Raw genomic sequence first — 20,154 nt, 5'->3', positions numbered from 1 at the left:
CTCAACTCCTCGAACCGCCCGGTGCGGACCCGCATGCCGGGTGGTGTGGGAGGGGTGCGGTCCACTAGGATCGCCCCCTATCCCGATTTGCCACCGGAGGCCACGCGCCGAACCGGCTCCGTTCCGGCCTCCGCTCCCATCAAAGCGCCCAAACAAAAAAGCCCGGCCGCGCCTCCGCCGCCCGAGGGGGCAGGAAAGGCGCGGCCGGGCTTGGGCTGTAAGAGCGTCAGCCGGCGGTGCGGCGGAGCGCTATGACGCTGCGGTCCTTGCGTTGCGCGGCACCGCTCGCGAAACCGGTGACGGTTTCGGACAGGGCGGCGGCGAGCGCTTCCGGCGGGGCCGACAGCAGGTCGTCCAGCAGTCGCTTCACGCGGTTCTCGCCATAGGGGACGCCGGCCGCGTCGGTCGCGTCGGCGAAACCGTCGGTCAGCGCCACCAGCGTCTCGCCGGGCTTCAGCTCGGCAGCGTGGGCCGTGTAGACGGCCTCCGCATAGGCGCCGAGCGGGCGGCCGCGCGGGGTGGTCACCGGGACGACGCCGCGCGCCGGGCTGAGGACCAGCGCGTCGGCGAAGCCGGCGTTGGCGATCCGCAGCGCGCCGTCGGCCGGGGTGAGGAGACCGAAGGCGATGGCTGCGGTCGCGCCGGCGGGGGAGGAGGCCGCAGGGCCGCACAGCGCGGCGTTGACCCGCTGGAGGACGGCGCCGGGTTCCGGCGCCGTGCCGGCGGCGGCGGCGCGCTCGACCTCCCGGCGGACCAGCGTGCGGACGCGTGCGGCCAGCAGGGCCGCCGACACGCCCTGTCCGCCGGCCGTTCCGATCAGGAAGCCGACGGCCCCGTCGCCTGCCGCGAACAGCTCGGCGAGATCCCCGCCGACGGCGGGCGCGGGGTCGCGGCGCGCCGCGCCCTCGCAGGGGAAGGCGGGGCCGGGGGAGGGCAGGGCGGGCGCGGCCATGTCCTGGAGCAGCGCCTGGGCGGTCTCATGGTCGCGCTCGCCGCGCGCCGAGGCGGCCTCGGCCTCGCGGCGCAGGCGCCGGCGCTCCAGGCAGCCGTTCACCCGGCCTTCCAGAAGCCGCACGTTGAAGGGTTTGGGCAGGTAATCCTCGGCCCCCAGATCCAGGCAGAGGACCGTTTCCTCCATGTTGGTCAGGGAGGAGATGACCACGACGGGCGTGTCGGCGACGTGCCCTTCCTTGGTCAGCCGCCGCAGAACGTCCACGCCGCTGATGCGCGGCAGGTTCAGGTCGAGCAGGATCAGGTCGAAGCTCGACGCCTTCGCCAGATCCAGGGCCTGCCGACCGTCCGTCGCCGCGACGATGTCCGTGAATCCGGCCTTGCGCAGGTAAAGCGCGATCAGCTCCTGGCTGAACGCGTCGTCCTCGACCACGAGCAACCGCTCGGTCCGTGTGGCCGTCTCGGGCTGCGCCATGATGTCGAAACCTCCGTCTTGTTCATCGTCCCCGGAAGTTCCGGCCCGGCGGCGGACCGCCTGAAATCGGCCGAATGGTCCCGCTCCGGGCCCTCTTCTGCAGAGGGGCCTTGGTTGTTTCCGTTGCCGCGGGCGCGCCGGCAAATATTCATGAACCCAATCATTGGCCCCGCGAACCGGATTGCGGAACGCAGGGGTGGCAGACTGATTCGCGATCGCCCTCTTTTCAAGACGCATGCCCTTCTGTACAAGGCCAGCGCTACCTGCATACTAGGATAGTTATCTATGGCGAGCAATAATCAAATTTGATATGCTCCCGCAGTAGGCGCGTTGTCACAGGACATCCATTAAACATTTATAAATGTCATCCGCTGCGCTCGCCAGGCGCGCAAATCCGGTCTTCGCCCGGACGGAGTGTGCCCGTGCCCGACGGCCGGTTCCATTTCCGTTTCGCCGAGGGACCAAGGTCCATCCCCCATTCCCGATTGTATTCGGCCCGGACCACGGGCCCAGAACATGGAACGACAGGTCATGTCCAGAGATCCCTCAGCAGTTCTCGAAACCAAAGCCGAGTCCGCGGCCGAATTTACCTCTGATTTCTTCCTGCGGGCGCGCATGCACGCGCTCTACCGGATCCTGAACAGCCCGGTCCGCCCCTGGCCGCACCGGCACCTGTTCATCGAGAACGTTTTTCCGGCCGATTTCTATGCGGCGCTCCAGCGCTGCATGCCCAGTGCGAACGCCTACACCTCGCTCGCCAAGACCGGGAAGGTGGCGGAAGGCGACTACGACATGCGGTCTGGTTTCCTGCTGAACGAGGAGCATCTGGGCCGCGTCCCCGCCGACATCGCCCGCTTCTGGACCGGCCTCTTCGACGAGGTGCTCAACGATGAATTCGCCGATGCGCTGATGGCGCGCCATGGCGACGACCTTCGCGAGCGGCTGGAGCGCGAGGGGAAGCCGCTCGCGAAGGCGCCGCACCGCGACATGATCCTGGTGCGCGACCGCAGCTCCGACGGCGTGAAGATCCACACCTCCGATCCCGGCAACCTGCTGACCCTGCTGTTCTATCTGCCGGCCGACGCCCGCCATGCCGATTGCGGCACGACCCTGTACCTGCCGAAGGAGCGGGAGCGGCGCTGCTGGGGCGGCCCGCACCATGAGTTCGAAGGGTTCGACCCGGTCTGGACCATGCCCTACGTGCCGAACTCACTGTTCATGTTCGTCAAGACCGATGATTCCTTCCACGGCGTGAAACCGATCCATGTCGAGAACCTGCGGCGCGACCTGATGCTCTTCTACGTGAAGCGCTGATGCGCCGGCCCGGCGGGGCCGAACGAAAAAGGGCGCGGCCGGTGATCCCGGCCGCGCCCTCCTTCCGGTCGGAACCGGTCCGATCAGTTCTCCATCACCGCGTCGGCGGGGGCGGTGATTCCATGAACCGCAGCGGCGGTCTTCGAAACGAACAGCTTGGGCTGCGGCAGCACGACCGGCAGGGTGGCGGGGTCGGCGCCCTTCAGCACCTTCGCCATCTGCTCGGCGGCGGCGATGCCCATGTCGGAGACCTGCGGCGTGTAGGCGCCCAGCCAGCCGCCCCAGATGTAGGTCTGGGTGCCGCCGTACAGGGCGACCTTGCTGCCGATGGCCGCGTGGACTTCCTTGGCGACCGACGCCAGGTAGTTGTCGGCACCGGCATAGGCGGCATCGACCTGGAGCTTGCCCGAGGCGACCTCGGCCAGCACTTCCTTCAGGGAGTCGTTGTCGGGGGTGACGCGGCGCGACACCATGGTGACGCCGTTCTTCTCGGCCCAGCCCGCGACTTCCTTCTCGATGATGTTCGAGTTCGGCTCGCGCGCGTTGAACAGCACCAGCAGCTTCTTGATCGGCTTCAGCTTGGTGAAGGCGTCGAACTGCGCGGCGATGGGAACGCCGTTGGTGACGCCGGTCACCGGAACGCCCGGCTGGTCCTTGGACTTCACCAGCTTGCCGCCAACCGCGTCGAAGACGATGTTGAAGATGACGGGCGACTGCTCGCGGACGACGCCGAGTGCGACCTGGGTGCCGACCGTGCCGTAGGTGTAGACGGCATCGTAGGACTTCTTGGCGATATCGCCTTCGATCGCGCGCAGCTCGGAAGCCAGCTTGGCGCGGTCCTGGTCGGCGTTCACCTCCTTGTAGGTGGCGTTGATGCCCAGTTCGGCCAGCTTGGTCTTGAAGGCCTTCTCCGCCCCGGTCTCACCCTTCCACAGCACCATCAGGACGGACTTGTCCACCGTCTGGGCCAGAGCGCCCGTCATGGGCAGCACGGTCATGGCGCCCACAAGCAGGGCCGAAAGGAACCTGGCTTTCATCATCCATCTCCAATTGTCGTCGTGCAAAAAGCAACTCAAACGCTGCGCGCATCATAGGGATCGCGCGCCCCGCGAGCAACTATTTTGTGTTAGCAAGCTTCCTTTGGTATTAATACAATGTAAAGATCCGAGCTATAGCCTTGCTGCGGCGCGGCGACAACCCGCAAGCGTGCGGTGCGTTGTTGCAATTTTATGTAGTTAATTTTGAGTTGCTGAGGCGTCGGAATGGAGAAAGCCGGGTTCGAGCCGCGCAAGGACGGAGGCCAGCGTGTTCGCTGGTTGCTGAGCGGCGCCTTTTTTCTTGCCACGGCCGCCGATGCGTCGTCCAACGCCTTCATGCCGGTCTTCGCCACCGCGCTTCAGCCGGCCACTCCGTACCTTCCGGCGGATCTGGCGGCCGGGCTGCCCATAGCCGCCTATTGGTTGATGGTCGCCGCCGCCCAGCTGACCGCCGGGCGGTGGGAGCGGGGCCGTGACCACCGCCTGCTGCTGGCCGGCGGGCTGCTGCTCTCCGCGGCGGGGCTGGCCTTTTCCGGACTCGCGGCGAGCGTTCCGGCCCTGACGCTGTGGCGCGCCCTGTGCGGCTTCGCGGCGGGCGTGGTGATGATCCTCGTGCAGGACGGGCTGCTGCGGCTGGTGGGGCCGGCGGGGCGAACCGCGGCGTCCGGACGCTACCTGTCCATTTTCTTCGCCGGGACCATCGCCGGGACGCTGGGGGGCGGCTTCATCGCGGCGCAGGCGGGGCATGCCACGGCCTTCCTCGCCGCCGGCGCAGTGGCGGGCGCCGCCGCCCTGGCGGCCTTCGGCCTTCCGTCCCACCGGGAGACGGCGGCCCCGCAGCCCTTCCGGGCCACGGAGCTGCTGCGCAACCCGTCCTTCCTGGCGCTCGTTCTGCTGGGCGCCGTGCCGTCGCGGCTGCTGATCGCCGCCTTTCTCTATTGCCTGGTGCCGCTGCACCTGCACGAACTTGGGCTGACGGCGGTCGAGACGGGCTGGGTACTGACCTTCTATTCGGCGACCATGGCGCTGACCGCGCCGTCCTGGTCCCGCCTGATCGACCGCAGCGGCCGCCCGCTCCTGTTCACCGCCGCCGGGCTGGGGCTGTCGGCCGCCGCCATGGCGGTGGTGCCGGCTGCGGATGCGCTCGGGCTCGGCGGCGTCGCCCCGGTCGTCGCGGCGGTGCTCCTGCTCGGCACCGCGCAGGCCTTCGGCATGGCGCCCCAGGTGACCCTGCTGTTCCGCGTCGCTTCCGCGGAGATGGAGCGCTTCGGCCGGACCCCCGTCCTTGGTCTCTTCCGCGTGTTCGAACGGCTCGGGCTGTTCGCCGGCCCCTTGCTGGCGACGACGCTGGGCGGAGCCGGCGCGGCGTCCGGCCACGGCGTTGCCGCCGCCCTCATCGGGCTTGCCCTGCTGGCCGGTGCCGCCGCACCGGCCCTGACCATCGCCCTTACCCTATCCGGGCCGAGGCCCGCCGATCCGGAGACCATCCGATGACCAGTCCCCTGACGAGTTCCCAGACGATGACCGGCCTTTCCGAAGATCCCGCCGATCTGACCGCCGGCCTCGCCGCTGATTTCGCGGAGGACGACCTCCCCGTCGTGCCGGCCGGCCCGAACGGGTCCACCGGATCGTCCCTGCTGTCCTGGGGCGACGCGATGACCTGGGAGGAATACGACCTCATGGCGCTGCGCACCTCGGCGCCCTTCGAGGGGCGCTTCGAGGAGCGGTTCTTCAACTATGTCCACCCGACCCGCCTGCAGGGCCATTGGCCCGCGCACCAAGTCAAGGACACGCCGGTGCGCCTGGCCTACACCGAATGGGGCGATCCGGACGGCCCGCTGGTGATCTGCGTCGGCGGCATCGCCAACACGGCCCGGCGCTGGGACTATCTCGGTCTCGGCCTGTCCGGTGACTTCCACGTGGTCTGCCTGGACTGGCCCGGCCGGGGCATGAGCGGCTGGATGCCGACCCAGGGCGACTACAGCATCGACACCAACGTCGAGGTGCTGCACCAGCTCATCCGGCATCTCGACTGCGACCGGGCCAGCATCATCGGCTCCTCGCTCGGCGGCAGCACGGCCATCGCCTTCTGCGCGCGCCATCCGGGCGTCGTGGACCGGCTCGTCCTGAACGACATCGGCCCCTACATCCCGGGCGAACGCCGCCGGCGCCGCGCCCAGGCGGTCGCCCGCCACTACATCTTCCGCCGTCCCGCCGACCTGTTCCGCCGCCTCGGCGCCTCCGCCAAGAACGAGGGGCCGGTGACCGAGGACGAGCTGCTGCACAACACCTATTACCAGACCAAATGGTCCGACGGGCATGGCGGGCGGATCTACCGCCACGACCCGCGCGCCCTCCAGGCCTACGCCGAGGAGGCGAAGGACAGCCTGACCCAGTGGGACGAGTGGGCCGGCATGGACATGCCCGTGCTGGTGATCCACGGCATGCTGTCCGACGCGCTGCTGCCGGAAACGGTGGAGCAGATGGTCTCCCGGCCCGGCGTCAACGCCATGCATGTGCCCGACACCGGCCACACCCCGGCGCTCAGCGACGCCAACCAGATCCATTTCGTGCGGGAATGGCTGCTGGGACGCGGACCGGACGCGGATTTCAGCAGCCTCAACCCGCCGGCGACGCCGCGTCACCTGTTCGGCGCCAACCCGCCGCAGCCGCAGCCAGCAGCGACGCCGGCACCGGCACCGGCGGCCATGCCCGCCACCATCTCTGCCGTCGTGCCCGCGCAATGACAACCGGCAGCGCGCCCGTCCCCGTTCTGGAGGCGCGGTCGGGCGCCGCGTCGGACGCGCCGGCGACGCTCGCCGGATTGCCGGCCCACGCCCTGTCGGTGGAGGCGGACGCGCCGGCGGCCGAGGCGCGGGCGGCCTTCCTGGGCGACCCGGAGCTGCCGGGCCTGATCCTGACGCGCAAGGGCGCTTATGCCGGGATGCTGGCGCGCCGTGGCTTCATGGAGGGGCTGGCGCGGATCGCCGGGGAGGAGACCCTCCTGAGCCGGCCGCTCGACCGGCTGATGGGCGCGGAGCCGGACGAACCCCTGCTGCTCGGCGCTTCCGACCGGATCGAGGATGCGGCGCGGCTGGTCCTGCAACGCCCGCCCGAACAGGCCTACGACCCGGTGGTGGTCGGCTTTCCCGGCGGCGTCCGCCGCGTGATGGCGGCGCGGACGATCCTTCTGGCGATGGCCCGGGCCACCGAGACGGCCAAGGCCGAGAACCAGCGGCTGATGAAGGAGCTGGAGGACCAGCGCCGGCGCCTGCAGCGCCAGGCGATGGCGCTTCAGGACATCGCCCGGCTGGAGCCGCTGCGCGGGTCCGACTTTGACTGGACGGTGGGCGGCATCGCCAGCCAGATCGCCTTCACGCTGTTCCTGGACCGGGTCGCCGTCTGGCGGCTGGATGAGACCGGGGGCCGCATGGCCGCCATCCCCGTCGCCAGCCATGGGGTGCGGCCCTGGGACGCGGAGGAATTCCCGGTCGCGCGCTATCCGGTCTACCGGCACGCGCTGAAGGAAAGCCGGCAGGTGCTGGTCGTGGAGGACGTCGAGTCCGACCCGCGCGTCGCGGAGCTGCTGGAGCCCGCGCTGCGCCCGGCGGGCGTGGGGTCGCTGGTCCATGTCTGCGTGCATCTGGCGGACCGTCCCGTGGCGCTCCTGCGCTGCGAGAGCCGCTCGCCGCGCCGCTGGACCGACAGCGAGGTGCATTTCATCGAGGCGGCGGCGAACTTCGTGGCGCTCGCCGCCATCGGGGAGGAGCGCAACCGGGCGGTCGAGGCGCTGCACGAAAGCGAGGCGCGGCTGCTCCAGGTGCTGGCGGCCAGCCCGGGCGGCGTCTGCATCGTCGATCTCGACGGCGGCATCCGCTTCGCCAACTCCAGCCTCTGCGCGCTCTTCGGCCGGACCGAGGGGCAGATGCTGCGGACCGGCATCGCGGACCTCTACGCCGACCCGGACGAGCACCGCCGCTGCCTGGAACGCTTCGGCGAGCGGGACGCCCTGCGCGGCGTGGAGACGGCCTTCCGCCGGCCCGGCGCGGAAGGCGGCGGCCCGGGCGGCGGTTCCGGTGACCGCCCGCTCTGGGCCATCATGTCCTGGGAGCGGACGCGTTTCGAGGAGCGGCCGGCCATCGTCGTCTGGCTGTTCGACATCACCGCCCGCAAGGAGGCGGAGGACCGCCTGCGCCAGTCCAAGGAGCAGGCGGAGGCCGCCACGCGGGCGAAGTCCAGCTTCCTGGCGACGATGAGCCACGAGATCCGCACGCCGATGAACGGCGTGCTGGGGATGCTGGACATCCTCGGGCGCAGCCCGCTGGACGGCGATCAGGAACGCTCCGTCACCGTGATCCGCGAGAGCGCCATGTCGCTGATGCGCATCATCGACGACATCCTCGACTTTTCGAAGATCGAGGCCGGCAAGCTCGACCTCGATCCCGTGCCGACGCGGCTGGACGGCCTGTTCGACGGCGTGCTGGCGACGCTGGACCCGGTGGCCGGCCGGAAGGGGGTGGATCTTGCCGCCTCCGTCGATCCGTCGGTTCCGCCCTGGCTTTCAGCCGATCCCGTGCGGCTGCGGCAGATCCTGATGAACCTGGCCGGCAACGCGGTGAAGTTCACCGAAAATGGCTCCGTCACCCTGACGGCCGAATCGCTGGGCCGGGAGGGGGAGACCGTCCGCCTGCGGCTGTGCGTGAGCGACACCGGCATCGGCCTGACGCGCGCGCAGGCCGACCGGCTGTTCCAGCCCTTCGCCCAGGCGGAAGGCTCCACCACCCGCCGCTACGGCGGGACGGGGCTGGGCCTGTCGATCTGCCGCCAGCTCGTCCAGCTGATGGGCGGCTGCATCGGGGTGCAGAGCGAGCCGGGGAAGGGAAGCCTGTTCTGGATCGAGCTGCCCCTGCCGGTCGCCGAGCCCGCCCCCGCGGAGCCGGAAACCGGGCCGCAGCCGGGCCGGGACGCCCCGCCGGCTGGAGCGTGGGTGAGGACGCTGCCCCGCCTCGCCCCGGACGGGCCCATCCTGGTCGCCGACGACCACCCCATCAACCGCGAGGTGATCCTGCAGCAGCTGGAGCAGCTCGGCTGCACGGCCGAGGCGGTGACCGACGGGCAGGAGGCGCTGGAGGCGCTGGAGAGCGGGCGCTACGTCCTTCTGCTGACCGACTGGGACATGCCGCGGATGGACGGGCTGGAGCTGACCCGCACCATCCGGACGCGGGAAGCGGCGGCCGGGGCGGATGCCGGACCGGCCTTCCCCGGCGCGCCCGCGCCGTTGCCGATCGTCGGCATCACCGCCAACGCCCTGTCCGGCGAGGCCGAGCGCTGCATCGCCATGGGCATGGACGACTGCCTGACCAAGCCGGTGGACAGCCTGCGGCTGGCACGCTGCCTCGCCCGCTGGATCCCCGAGGCGTCCGGCCCGTCCGCGCCGCCGTCTTCAGCACCGCCGTCTTCCGCGCCGCCATCCTCCGTGCCGGCCCCGGCTTCCCGGCCCGTTCCATCCGCCGCGCCTGCGTCCGGCGGGGAGGCCATCGACACGCGCGGCTTCCGCGACATCCTGGGCGACGACCGGGACGCCATCCGCGGCCTGCTGCACCGCTATCTCGCGACCAGCGCGCCGGTGCGGGACCAGCTGGCGTCCGCGATCGCCGCCCACGAGTCCGCCGAGGAGGTCCGGCGCCACGCCCATGGCCTGAAGGGCGCGTCGGGCATGGTGCGCGCCGGCGCGCTGGCCGCCGCCTGCCACGAGATCGAGACGGCGGCGATGGCCGGCGACTGGATTCGCATATCGGAGTATTCAATGGCGTTCGAAAACAGCTGGAAGGACGTCCGCGAGTTCATCGAACGCTATTGAGTTGTCGTCATCATAGTTTCACAACCCGGTCCCTTGCGCTCCGCGCCGGAGGGGCATACCATGCCGATAGGCATATGAGCGCCGGTTAGGCCGAACGGAACGGCTGCCGCGTGATCCTGGATGAGCGTCATGAGCTTTGCGGTGGAAGACCGACCCTTTCTGTTCATGCGTCATGGGCAGACCGACTACAACCAGCGCAAGGTGCGGTGCGGCGGCGACGTGGACATTCCCCTGACCGCCGAGGGAGAGCGGCAGGCGATGGCCGCCGCCGCCGTCCTGGCGGATCTTGCCGGCGAAATCGACGCGGTCGTCGCGAGCCCGTTGCTGCGCACGCGCCGCACGGCCGAGATCGTCCGCGAGGCGCTGGGGCCGGTGCCCCTGGAGCTGCATGACGGGCTGATTGAGCGGCGGCTCGGCGCCTGGAACGGCCTGGGCATTGCGGAAACCCAGCCTCTGATCGGCGCCGGCGCCGCGCCGCCGGGCGGCGAGGGCGAGGCGGAGTTCCGGCAGCGGATCCACCACGCGCTCGCCGACATACTGGGGCGTGGTCACCGCCTGCCTCTGCTGGTCGGCAGCAAGGGGGTCGGGCGCATGCTCGGCCTGATCCTGGGGGATGCGCACCCGCCGATGGACAACGCCGCCGTTCTCCGCTTCACGGCGCCCTCCTGCATACTAGAGCAATCATCGGTGCGTGCCGCCGGCTCCGGAGCAACCGGTGCGCTAGAAATCGCATGAAAAAACCGACCGGGCGTTAGTATGTTATTCTTCTGGTTACCTCTTTCGGGTAGCATGACGCAAATCGCTCGGGTGTCTGGGCTGAACAGTTTGCCGTGCCGCGCGGACAGGCGCGCGGCACCGGGGAAAGGGAAATTGCCATGGTGACCCTCTACGGCCGAAGCCTGACGGTCCGTGTTCTCATGCCCATCGCGATCCTGCTCGCGGGCATCGCCGTCGCCGCCACCATCGGCGTCGCCTACATGAACATGTCGGCCGTCCGGGAGTCGCTGTCCAGCCGTGCGCGGATCATGTCGGCCGCCCTGGTCGGCGGCGCAGCCGACGCGCTGTGGATCATGGACAATGGCGCCGGTTCGTCGCTGCTCGCGGCTCTGGCGACCGACCCCGATTATCTGGGCAGCAAGATCAGCGAGAAGAACGGCCGGCTGTTCGCGGACCATGGGACTCCGGCGGACGCCAATGCCGACGCCGAGGGCATGATCGTCCAGACCGCGCCGATCATCTACAGCAAGGACGGCAAGCAGGAGGAGGTCGGCACCATCGAGGTCCGGCTGACCACCGAGCGCGCCTACGCCACGATCCGCGCCGAGACGATCAAGATCGCCGGCATCGGCGCCGCCGCGCTGCTGGTCGTCTGCGCCGTCCTGATCTTCATCGTGCGCGGCGTGACCCGGCCGATCGTCCGCATGACCGAGGTCATGACCGAGCTGGCCTCCGGCCGGACCGAGGTGGTCGTGCCCGCCCTGGACCGCCGCGACGAGGTGGGCCGCATGGCCGCCTCGGTGCAGACCTTCCGCGAGAACGCGCTCGCCAAGCTTCACCTCGAGGCCGAGCAGGTGCGGCTGCGCGAGGAGTCCGAGCGGGAGCGGCGCCAGGCGCTCGCCGACGTCGCCAAGAGCTTCGACGCCGACGTGGGCCATCTTCTGTCGGCGGTGAACCGCACCGCGGCGGAGATGAGCGGGTCGGTCGGCGACGTCGCCGGCAGCGCCGGCAGCAACGCGACGCTGAGCCAGTCCGCCGCCGGCGCCGCCGAGGAGGTCACCGCCAACGTGCAGACCGTCGCCGCCGCGGTCGAGGAGCTGGCCGCGTCGATCCGCGACATCTCCGAACAGGCGCAGACCTCGCACACCGTTTCGGACAACGCGAACCGGCAGGTCGATGACACGGTCACCCGCATGAAGAAGCTGGTGAACGACAGCGTGCGCATCGGCGACGTGCTGACCCTGATCTCCTCCATCGCCGGCCAGACCAACCTGCTGGCGCTGAACGCCACCATCGAGGCGGCCCGCGCGGGCGAGGCCGGCAAGGGCTTCGCCGTCGTCGCCACGGAGGTCAAGAACCTCGCCGGCCAGACCGCCAAGGCGACCGAGGAGATCTCCGCCCTGATTTCCGCGATCCAGGCCTCGTCGGGTGCGGCCGCCGGGGAGATCGACGACATCGCCAAGGTGATCGTGCGGCTGAGCGAGATCAGCGCCTCCATCGCCGCCGCGGTCGAGGAGCAGAACTCCGCCACGCTGGAGATCAGCCGCGCGGTCCAGCAGGCTGCCGACGGCACGGAGAAGCTGCGCGGGAACGTCCAGGGCGTGGCCGAATCGGCCCAGCGCAACGGCGAGGCGGCCACCCGTCTCTACGAGGGCATCCGCAGCCTGGAGAACAGCTTCCACGACGTGCAGACCCAGGTCGACCGCTTCGTCGGCAAGCTGGCCGCCGGCTGAACCGGCGGCGTCACCGCCCCTTGCCGAAAAAGCCCCGCGGTTCCGCCGCGGGGCTTTTTCCATTTGGGCGTGTCGCGGGTCCGCGCCGTACCTATTGCTTATGGCCTAGTGATTCACTATAAAACGCATAGTGGAATATGCGTTCCGACGGGGTGGAAGGGCGAGATGAGCAACCGGAACCTCGACATCGACGCCCTGCGGACCTTCGTCCACATCGCCGACACCATGAGCTTTTCCCGCGCGGCCGAGCGGGTCTGCCTGTCGCAGGCGGCGGTCAGCCTCAAGATCAGCCGGCTGGAGCGCGACCTCGGCCGTTCCCTGATGCAGCGGCGGCGGGGCCGTCTCCTCGGCATCACCGAACAGGGCGAGGCGTTGCTGCCCTACGCCCGCCGCATCCTGCAGCTCAACGACGAGGCCTGCCTGACCGTCGCCGAACTCGGCGCCGGCAAGACCGCGGCCTGACGGACGGCGGCCAATGAAAAAGGCGGCGCCCCAGGAGGGACGCCGCCGCATCGGGCCGCATCGGGCCGGGCCTGACCGGCCGGATCAGGCGTGGGCCTTCACGAACTCCTCGATCTTCGCGATGAAGAGCGCGGGGGCGGCCAGCATCGGGTAGTGGCCGGTGTTGAAGACGCCCTTCCAGCTCACGATTTCAGGCTTGGGCAGGGCGGTCCCGTCGGGACGCCGGTCCGACATCAGGAACACGCCGTCGTCCGCCACCGTGAGGGTCGATCCCGGCGTGCCCGGCTGGCCGAAGGGGGTCGTGAAGGCGCCGATGATGTCGTCGTGCTGGTAATAGCCGACATCGTCCGTGCCGACGAAGAGCAGCACCGGAATCCGCGGCTTCGCGGCGTTCAGCTCCGCCTCGATGTCGGTGTTGCAGAACATGTCCAGATAGCCCTTCATCGGGCCGGTCGGGCATTCGCGGCGCGTCCGTTCCAGCTTCCAGGTCACCCAGGTCTCGCTGTACTTGACCGCGTTCTCCTTGCCGTTCTTGCCGGCGACGCGCGCGCGGATCGCCTTGCGCATCTCCGCGTCGTCGGTGACGGAGAGGTCGAGGCCGGCGCGCGGCCCCTTCCAGCCCTTGGAGCGGACGGGGGTCACGCAGAGGATGCTCTTGATCGGGGATTCGACGCCCGGACCCTTGTATTCCTTCAGCGCGATGTACTGGGCGATCAGCCCCGTCATGGAATGGCCGAGCAGGTGGAAGCGCTTCACGCCCAGCCCCGCCATCAGCGCCATGACGTCGGCGTGGATCTCCGCCGCCGTGTAGCTGTTCGGCGTGCCGTCGGCGTGGGTCAGCAGGGCGCGCGACAGCCCGTAGCCGCGCAGGTCGGCGAAGACGTAGGTGAAGCTGTCCTGGTCGAGGAAGGGCAGCACGAAGTCGTAGTTGGACTGGGTGCCCATCCACTCGTGCAGCACGAGGATCACCTCCTTGCCGGCGCCGTAGACGCGGTGGCCGAGCAGCCCCTTGGCGTTCGCCGCCGGACCAGCGGAAGAGGGGGCGGCCGGGCTGGTGGAGGCGGCGCCGCTCTGGGCCGCGGCCGTCCCGGCCTGGCCGGCCAGCGCGCCGGCGACGCCCATCGCCAGCGAGGAGCGCAGGAAGGTCCGCCGCCGGACGCCCCGGCCCGTCTCGGCGTCGTCGTCGGATCGAGATTCGAAGGGTGGTGTGCGCATGACGGACTCTTCCCGGAAAGGCATATAAGTTGACGGAAGCACAACCTTACGGGGGAAGCGGCACGCGCCAAAATTAAGAAAACAAATAACCTGCGGGAGGCACGCACCAGCGCCCCGCGCCGGGCACGGCGGACGACGCCGACGGGGAACTCTGCCTCGCGCCCTCCTGTTCGGAGGGCACGCCTCGGCCTTTCGCGGATGCAGCAAGGGGCCGGGCGTGCAGTCCCGTTCCGCCGGACCGCGGGCCGCTCCCGTGCCCCGGACCGGCTCATCGCCAACACTCCGACGGAAGGAGGATGAATGCCATCCAGTCTCGGATCCACGCTGCTCACCGTGGCGGCGCTGCTCTTCGGCTACGCCATGCTTCAGGTCGGCAACGCGCTTCAGGGCACGCTGCTGAGCGTCCGCGGCGGGCTGGAGGAGTTCTCGCCCACGCTGATCGGGCTGGTGAGCACGGGGTTTTCCATCGGGCTGGTGGCCGGATCCTTGCGGGCGGGGCGGCTGATCGCCAATGTCGGCCACACCCGGACCTTCGCGGCGCTGGCCTCGGTCGCCTCGGCCTCGGCGCTGCTGCACCTGATGGTCGTGGACCCCTACTGGTGGATCCTGTTCCGCGCGCTGACCGGCTTCTGCTTCGCGGGGCTGCTGATCGCGGTGGAGAGCTGGCTGAACGCCGCCGCCAGCCCGGACATCCGCGGCCGCCTCATCAGCGTCTACGGCATGGCCGGCCTCGGCGCCAGCGCCGGCGGGCAGCTGCTGCTGCCGGTCGCCGAGCCGTCGGGATACCTGCTGTTCTGCCTGATCTCCGTGATCATCTCGCTGGCGCTGGTGCCGGTGGCGCTGTCGCGCGTCACGGTGCCGGGCGGCGAGGTGCCGCAGGCGAGCGTCGATCTGTCCAGGCTGTACCGCCAGTCGCCCTTCGGCCTCGTCGCGGCGGTGCTCTGCGGCATCAGCACCGGCGCCTATTTCGGGCTGGGGCCGCTGGCGGCACAGCAGATGGGCTTCGACGAGCTGGGCATCGCGCTGTTCATGGCGGTGGGCACCTTCGGCGCCTTCGCCCTGACCTGGCCGCTGGGCTGGGCGTCGGACCGGTTCGACCGGCGCATGCTGATCATCGGCCTCGCCGTGGTGACGGCGTTCAGCCTGATGGCGGTCCCGGCCCTGGAGGGGCGGGGCATGCCGCCATGGGTGACCTTCGCGCTGATGTTCCTGCTGGGCGGCCTGATCGTGCCGACCTACAGCATCGTCATCGCCCATGTGAACGACAATGTCAGCGCGGGCGAGTTCGTTTCCGCCTCCAGCGGGCTGCTGATCGTCCAGGGCATCGGCGCGGCGCTCGGGCCCTTCCTGGCGGGCATCGCCATGTCGTCGCTGGGGGTGCCGGGCATCGCCTACGTCATCGCCGCCGCACAGGTGGTCATGGCCGTCTGGGGCGTCTACCGCATGACCCGCCGCGCCTCCGTCCCGGCGGAGCGCAAGGAGGAGTTCGTGCCCATGCCGCTCGTCCCCGTCGGCACCGAGTTCACCACCCCCGCCGAATAGCGGGCGCGGCGGGGCGATGTCCCCGCCAATAGGCTTGCCATTCCCCGCCCGCCGTGGCTGAAAAGGCCCGGCGCCGGGCGGCCCGGCCCGTGACGGTTACACACTGTTACACGAGGGGCCGCCGCGCGACATGAAGCAGCAAAACAGCCGCCCCACATTCGCCTTACGTTTGAGGTCGAATGGCCGGGTCTGCGGCCGCGCGGGTGATGGTGGCGTTTGCGATGAAGAAGCTGGCGGTGTTTGTGGTGGCGGTCCTGCTGGCGGCTGGCGGCGGGTCCTGGTGGTTCCTGGGCGCCCAGGCGGACACGCCGGCGCAGCGCACCCACACGGTGGCGGTGGGCAGCGTGGAGGACACGGTGTCGGCCGTCGGCACGCTCCAGGCCCTGAACTACGTCGATGTCGGCACCCAGGTGTCGGGCCAGCTGCGCACCATCCTCGTGAAGATCGGCGACACGGTGGAGAAGGGCCAGCTCCTGGCCCAGCTCGACCCCACCGTCTACGAGGCGCGCGTCGCCGCCGACCAGGCGCAGATCCTGAACCTGCGCGCCCAGATGACCGAGCGGCAGGTGCAGCAGGCCCTGGCCGAGAAGCAGTTCGAACGGCAGCGCCGCCTGCTCGCCGACCGGGCCACCAGCCAGGAGGCCTACGACAGCGCCGACGCCGAGCGCAAGATCCTCGCCGCACAGATCACCGGGCTGGAGGCGCAGCTCAAGCAGACGGAATCGACCCTGAAGGGCGACCAGGCGAACCTCAGCTACACCAAGATCTACGCGCCCATGTCCGGCGTGGTGGTGGACATCACCGCGCGCCAGGGCCAGACGCTGAACGCGAACCAGCAGGCGCCGATCATCCTGCGCATCGCCGAACTCAGCACCATGACCGTCCGCACCCAGGTGTCGGAGGCCGACGTGCCCCGGCTCAAGGTCGGCATGGCCGCCTATTTCACCACGCTCGGCCGCCCCGACCGGCGGCGCGAGGGGACTTTGCGCCAGGTCCTCCCCACCCCGGAGGTGGTCAACAACGTCGTGCTCTTCGCCTCGCTCTTCGACGTGGCGAACCCGGACCTCGACCTGCTGCCGCAGATGAGCGCCCATGTCTTCTTCGTCGCCGGGCAGGCCAAGGACGTTCCGGTCGTGCCGATGGCGGCACTCCGCCCGGTGCCGCGCAAGCCCGGCCTCTACACCGCCCGCGTGCTGGAGAACGGCCAGCCCGCCGAGCGCCGGGTCGAGATCGGCGTGACCAACCGCGTGCTGGGCGAGGTGCGCTCCGGCCTCGCCCCCGGCGACGAGGTCATCCTCGACGGCGTGCAGCCGGCCGGCGGCCCGAATGGCGGTCCCGGCGGCAACCGCCGCAACGGTCCTCCGGCCGGGGGAGCGCGCCTCTGATGGACGCGAACATGACCGACACCGGCATGATGGAAGGGCAGGCGGCTCCCCAGCCCGAGCCCCGGCCCGAGCTGGCGGCGGACCGGGACGACGCCCCCCAGATCTCGCTGCGCAACGTGACGAAGAGCTTCCGGCGCGGCGAGCTGGAGGTGGAGATCCTCCACGGCATCTCGCTGGACGTGCGGGCGGGGGAGTTCGTCGCGATCATGGGCGCGTCGGGCTCCGGCAAATCGACGCTGATGAACCTGCTGGGCCTGCTCGACCGCCCGACCGGCGGCAGCTACCGGCTGGACGGGGAAGAGGTCACGGGCCTCAGCTCCGACCGCCGCGCCATCCTGCGGCGGGAGCGGTTCGGCTTCATCTTCCAGCAATACAACCTGCTGGCCGGCTCGACCGCCAGCGAGAACGTGGAGATGCCCGCGGTCTACGCCCGCATGCCGGCCGAGGAACGGCGGGCGCGGGCGGCGGAACTGCTGACGGCACTCGGCCTCGGCGACCGGCTCGACCACCGGCCCTCGCAGCTCTCCGGCGGCCAGCAGCAGCGCGTTTCCATCGCGCGGGCGCTGATGAACGGCGGGGCGGTGATCCTCGCCGACGAGCCGACCGGCGCGCTCGACAGCCGCAGCGGTGTGGAGGTGATGCGCCTGCTGCGCGAGCTGAACGAGCGCGGCCACACCGTCATCCTGATCACCCACGACCCGGCGGTGGCCCGCCAGGCCAAGCGCATCGTGGAGATCCGGGACGGCAACATCGTCTCCGACGAGGTCCAGCCCGGCTCCTCGCCGGCCGCCCCCTTCGCCGGCCCGGCCAGCAAGGCCGGCGGGGCGAGCGTCACGCCCGGCGACGTGGCGGAGGCCGCGCGCATGGCGGTGAAGGCCCTGCGCAACAACCTGATGCGCACGCTGCTGACGCTGCTCGGCATCATCATCGGCGTGGCCTCGGTCGTGGCGATGCTCGCCATCGGCAACGGCGCCCGGCAGGAGGTGATGGACCGCATCGGCGCCATGGGCACGAACCTGCTGCTGGTCCGCCCCGGCGCCCCCAACGTGCGGCCGAGCGGCGGGCAGGTCACCACCCTGGTGGCGCCCGACGCCGAGGCCATCGCGGGCCTGCCGAACGTGGCCGTCGCCGTGCCCGAATATCCGGGCAGCGTCACCATGCGCCGGGGCGGCCGCGACTACGCCACCTCGGTCAACGCCACCACGCAGGATTTTCCGCAGGCGCGCGGCTGGACCATGCAGTCCGGCGCCTTCTTCGAAGCCAACGACGTGCGCACCTACGCGCCCGTCGCGGTGATCGGCCAGACCGTCGCCCGGGCGCTCTACGCCGAGGGCGAGGACCCCATCGGCAGCTACCTGCTGATGAACAGCGTGCCCTTCCAGGTCATCGGCGTGCTGGCGCCGAAGGGCGCGACCCCCTGGGGCGCCGACCAGGACGACATCGCCTATGTACCGCTGACCACCGGCACCTTGCGGCTGTTCGGCCAGCGTTATGTGCGGACCGTCACGGTGCAGGTCGAGGATGTCGGCCGGATCGCCGAGACCGAGCAGGCCATTCGGGACCTCCTGACCGCCCGCCATCAGGCCGAGGATTTCCAGATCCGCAACATGGCTTCGGTCCTGGAGACGGCGACGGCGACGCAGAACAGCATGACGCTGCTGCTGGGCTCCATCGCCGCCATCTCGCTGCTGGTCGGCGGCATCGGGGTGATGAACATCATGCTGGTCAGCGTGACCGAGCGGACGCGCGAGATCGGCGTGCGCATGGCGACGGGGGCGCGCCGTGTGAACATCATGCTGCAGTTCAACAGCGAGGCGCTGGCGATCTGCACGCTGGGCGGGCTGATCGGGGTGGGCGTGGGGCTGGGGGTGACCTGGCTCTTCGCCTTCTTCGGCAAGCCGGTGCAGCTCACCGCGGCGCCGGTGATCCTGGCCTTCGGCTGCGCCTTCGGCACCGGGCTGCTCTTCGGCTATCTTCCGGCGCGCAAGGCCGCCGACCTCGACCCCGTCGTGGCGCTCGCCTCCGAATGAGGACCATCACCATGAGACGTGCCGCCGCCCTGGCGATGGGAGCGCTGCTGCTGTCCGGCTGCGCGCTGGGTCCGGACACGGCGCTGCCCAGCCCAACGCTGCCCGCCGCCTGGGACGGTGCGGGCGAACGGCCCGATGCCCTGGCCGGCGTCTGGCCGGACGCCCGCTGGTGGGCGGGGTTCGGGAACGCCGAGCTGGACCGGCTGATGGCCGAGGCCGCCGCGAACAACCGCGACCTCGCCGCCGCCGCCTCCCGCATCCGGCAGGCCGAGGCACAGGCGCGCATCGCCGGGGCGGCGCTGCTGCCGACGCTCGGCGCCTCCGGCGACGCGGGCCGCAGCTGGGCGCCGCACGCGCCCCGCGCCGGCAATGGCTCCGGCAGCTTCGGGGCCACGCTCCAGGCCGGCTACCAGCTTGACCTGTTCGGCGGCAACGCCGCCGACGCCGAGGCGGCCCGCGCCAGCCTTGCCGCCAGCCGCTACGACCGCGAGGCGGTGGCCCTGACGCTCCAGTCGCAGGTGGCGGCCACCTTCTTCCAGGTGCTCGCCGCGCGCGACCGGCTGCGGCTCGCCGCCGATACGCTGCGCATCGCGGAGGATGTGCTGGCGGTGCTGGAGCGGCAGCGCGAGGTCGGCTCCTCCTCCGAGCTGGAGGTGGCCCAGCAGCGCAGCAGCGTCGCCACCCAGCGCGCCGCCCTCCCGGCGCTCCGCCAGTCGGAGAAGGAATCCTTGAACGCGCTGGCCGTGCTGCTCGGCCGCAACCCGCAGGGATTCGGGGTGGAGACGCGCTCGCTCGCCGACCTCGCCGTCCCCGCCGTGACGGAGGGCATCCCCTCGGCCCTGCTGCAACGCCGCCCCGACCTCCGCCGGACAGAGGAGATCCTGCGCGCGGCACGGCTCGACACCGTGGCCGCGCGCGCCGCGCGCTTCCCCAGCATCGACCTGACGGTGCGCGGCGGTTACCAGAGCACCGCACTCTTCAGCCTGCTCGACCCCGCGGGCCTGCTCTACAGCGTCGCCGGCTCGCTGACCGCCCCGATCTTCGCCGGCGGCCGTCTGGAAGCGCAGGAGGACCTGTCCACCGCCCAGGCCGAGGAGCTGGTTCAGAGCTACGCCCAGACCATCCTGATCGCGCTCCAGGACACCCAGGACGCGCTGAACGCCACCAGCACCACCGAGGAACGCCGCCGCTTCAGCGCCGAAGCCCAGGCCCAGGCCGCCGAAGCCCTGCGCATCGTGGACGCCCGCTTCCGCGCCGGCACCGTCCCTTTCCTGAACGTGCTGGACGCCCAGCGCACCGTGTTCCAGGCCAACGACGCGGTGGTCCAGGCGACGCTCGCCCGCTTCAACGCCCTGGTCAGCCTTTACGCGGCGCTGGGCGGAGGGTGGAGCGGGGAGCTGGCGCCTTTGCCGGGGGAAGGGCTGTGAGGAGGC

14 protein-coding genes are annotated in these 20,154 nt (G+C 70.5%); 11 read left to right on the top strand and 3 right to left on the bottom strand.

The window, feature by feature from the left end; translation table 11 throughout:
- Positions 1-226: 226 nt before the first annotated feature.
- Positions 227-1,426, bottom strand: a complete 1,200-nt coding sequence (locus JUB11_RS26925) for a SpoIIE family protein phosphatase (RefSeq protein WP_207461874.1) — start codon at positions 1,424-1,426, stop codon at positions 227-229.
- A gap of 615 nt (positions 1,427-2,041) precedes the next feature.
- Here JUB11_RS26925 and JUB11_RS26920 point away from each other — a divergent pair.
- Positions 2,042-2,740 carry a hypothetical protein gene (locus tag JUB11_RS26920; protein WP_207461873.1) on the top strand — a complete coding sequence of 233 codons (699 nt, stop codon included), beginning with the start codon at positions 2,042-2,044 and terminating at the stop codon, positions 2,738-2,740.
- 83 nt (positions 2,741-2,823) lie between these two features.
- Here the strand turns inward: JUB11_RS26920 and JUB11_RS26915 are convergent, their stop codons facing one another.
- Positions 2,824-3,780, bottom strand: coding sequence for an ABC transporter substrate binding protein (locus JUB11_RS26915; protein WP_207461872.1), 957 nt, complete (start codon positions 3,778-3,780; stop codon positions 2,824-2,826).
- A 222-nt stretch (positions 3,781-4,002) separates the two neighbouring features.
- On the opposite strand from JUB11_RS26915, the gene JUB11_RS26910 reads away from it, so the two are divergent.
- The 6 genes from JUB11_RS26910 (at position 4,003) to JUB11_RS26885 (ending at position 12,549) form a co-directional block, all read left to right on the top strand.
- On the top strand, positions 4,003-5,271 hold the full coding sequence (locus JUB11_RS26910; RefSeq protein WP_207461871.1) for an MFS transporter: 1,269 nt from the start codon (positions 4,003-4,005) through the stop codon (positions 5,269-5,271).
- Positions 5,268-6,524 (top strand): alpha/beta hydrolase, encoded by a 1,257-nt coding sequence (locus tag JUB11_RS26905; RefSeq protein WP_207461870.1) that lies wholly within the window; start codon positions 5,268-5,270, stop codon positions 6,522-6,524. The genes JUB11_RS26910 and JUB11_RS26905 overlap by 4 nt, the downstream gene beginning before the upstream one ends.
- A complete protein-coding gene (locus JUB11_RS26900) occupies positions 6,521-9,637 on the top strand; it encodes an ATP-binding protein (protein WP_207461869.1) in 3,117 nt (1,038 codons plus the stop codon). The genes JUB11_RS26905 and JUB11_RS26900 overlap by 4 nt, the downstream gene beginning before the upstream one ends.
- 129 nt (positions 9,638-9,766) lie before the next feature.
- Complete coding sequence (locus JUB11_RS26895) at positions 9,767-10,372, top strand: histidine phosphatase family protein (RefSeq protein ID WP_207461868.1); 606 nt, start codon at positions 9,767-9,769, stop codon at positions 10,370-10,372.
- 140 nt (positions 10,373-10,512) lie between these two features.
- On the top strand, positions 10,513-12,087 hold the full coding sequence (locus tag JUB11_RS26890; RefSeq protein ID WP_207461867.1) for a HAMP domain-containing methyl-accepting chemotaxis protein: 1,575 nt from the start codon (positions 10,513-10,515) through the stop codon (positions 12,085-12,087).
- A 165-nt stretch (positions 12,088-12,252) separates the two neighbouring features.
- Positions 12,253-12,549: a LysR family transcriptional regulator gene (locus JUB11_RS26885; protein WP_207461866.1), complete on the top strand. Its 297-nt coding sequence runs from the start codon at positions 12,253-12,255 to the stop codon at positions 12,547-12,549.
- Positions 12,550-12,633: 84 nt separating this feature from the next.
- Here the strand turns inward: JUB11_RS26885 and JUB11_RS26880 are convergent, their stop codons facing one another.
- The gene (locus JUB11_RS26880; RefSeq protein WP_207461865.1) at positions 12,634-13,764 is read right to left on the bottom strand and encodes an alpha/beta hydrolase; all 1,131 of its coding nucleotides are present in this window, start codon (positions 13,762-13,764) and stop codon (positions 12,634-12,636) included.
- 300 nt (positions 13,765-14,064) lie between these two features.
- On the opposite strand from JUB11_RS26880, the gene JUB11_RS26875 reads away from it, so the two are divergent.
- From JUB11_RS26875 to JUB11_RS26860, 4 genes are all read left to right on the top strand, one after another.
- Entirely contained in the window at positions 14,065-15,306 is a 1,242-nt protein-coding gene (locus tag JUB11_RS26875) for an MFS transporter (protein ID WP_207461864.1), read from the top strand.
- A 179-nt stretch (positions 15,307-15,485) separates the two neighbouring features.
- Complete coding sequence (locus JUB11_RS26870; RefSeq protein WP_207461863.1) at positions 15,486-16,691, top strand: efflux RND transporter periplasmic adaptor subunit; 1,206 nt, start codon at positions 15,486-15,488, stop codon at positions 16,689-16,691.
- On the top strand, positions 16,691-18,721 hold the full coding sequence (locus tag JUB11_RS26865) for a MacB family efflux pump subunit (protein ID WP_247887347.1): 2,031 nt from the start codon (positions 16,691-16,693) through the stop codon (positions 18,719-18,721). Before JUB11_RS26870 ends, JUB11_RS26865 begins: the two co-directional genes overlap by 1 nt.
- A gap of 11 nt (positions 18,722-18,732) precedes the next feature.
- On the top strand, positions 18,733-20,148 hold the full coding sequence (locus tag JUB11_RS26860) for an efflux transporter outer membrane subunit (protein ID WP_207461862.1): 1,416 nt from the start codon (positions 18,733-18,735) through the stop codon (positions 20,146-20,148).
- The last annotated feature ends 6 nt before the right edge of the window (positions 20,149-20,154 follow it).

Source organism: Azospirillum sp. SYSU D00513 (genome assembly GCF_017356015.1).
GTDB lineage: Bacteria > Pseudomonadota > Alphaproteobacteria > Azospirillales > Azospirillaceae > Azospirillum.
This window is presented reverse-complemented; position numbering and strand designations above follow the sequence as displayed.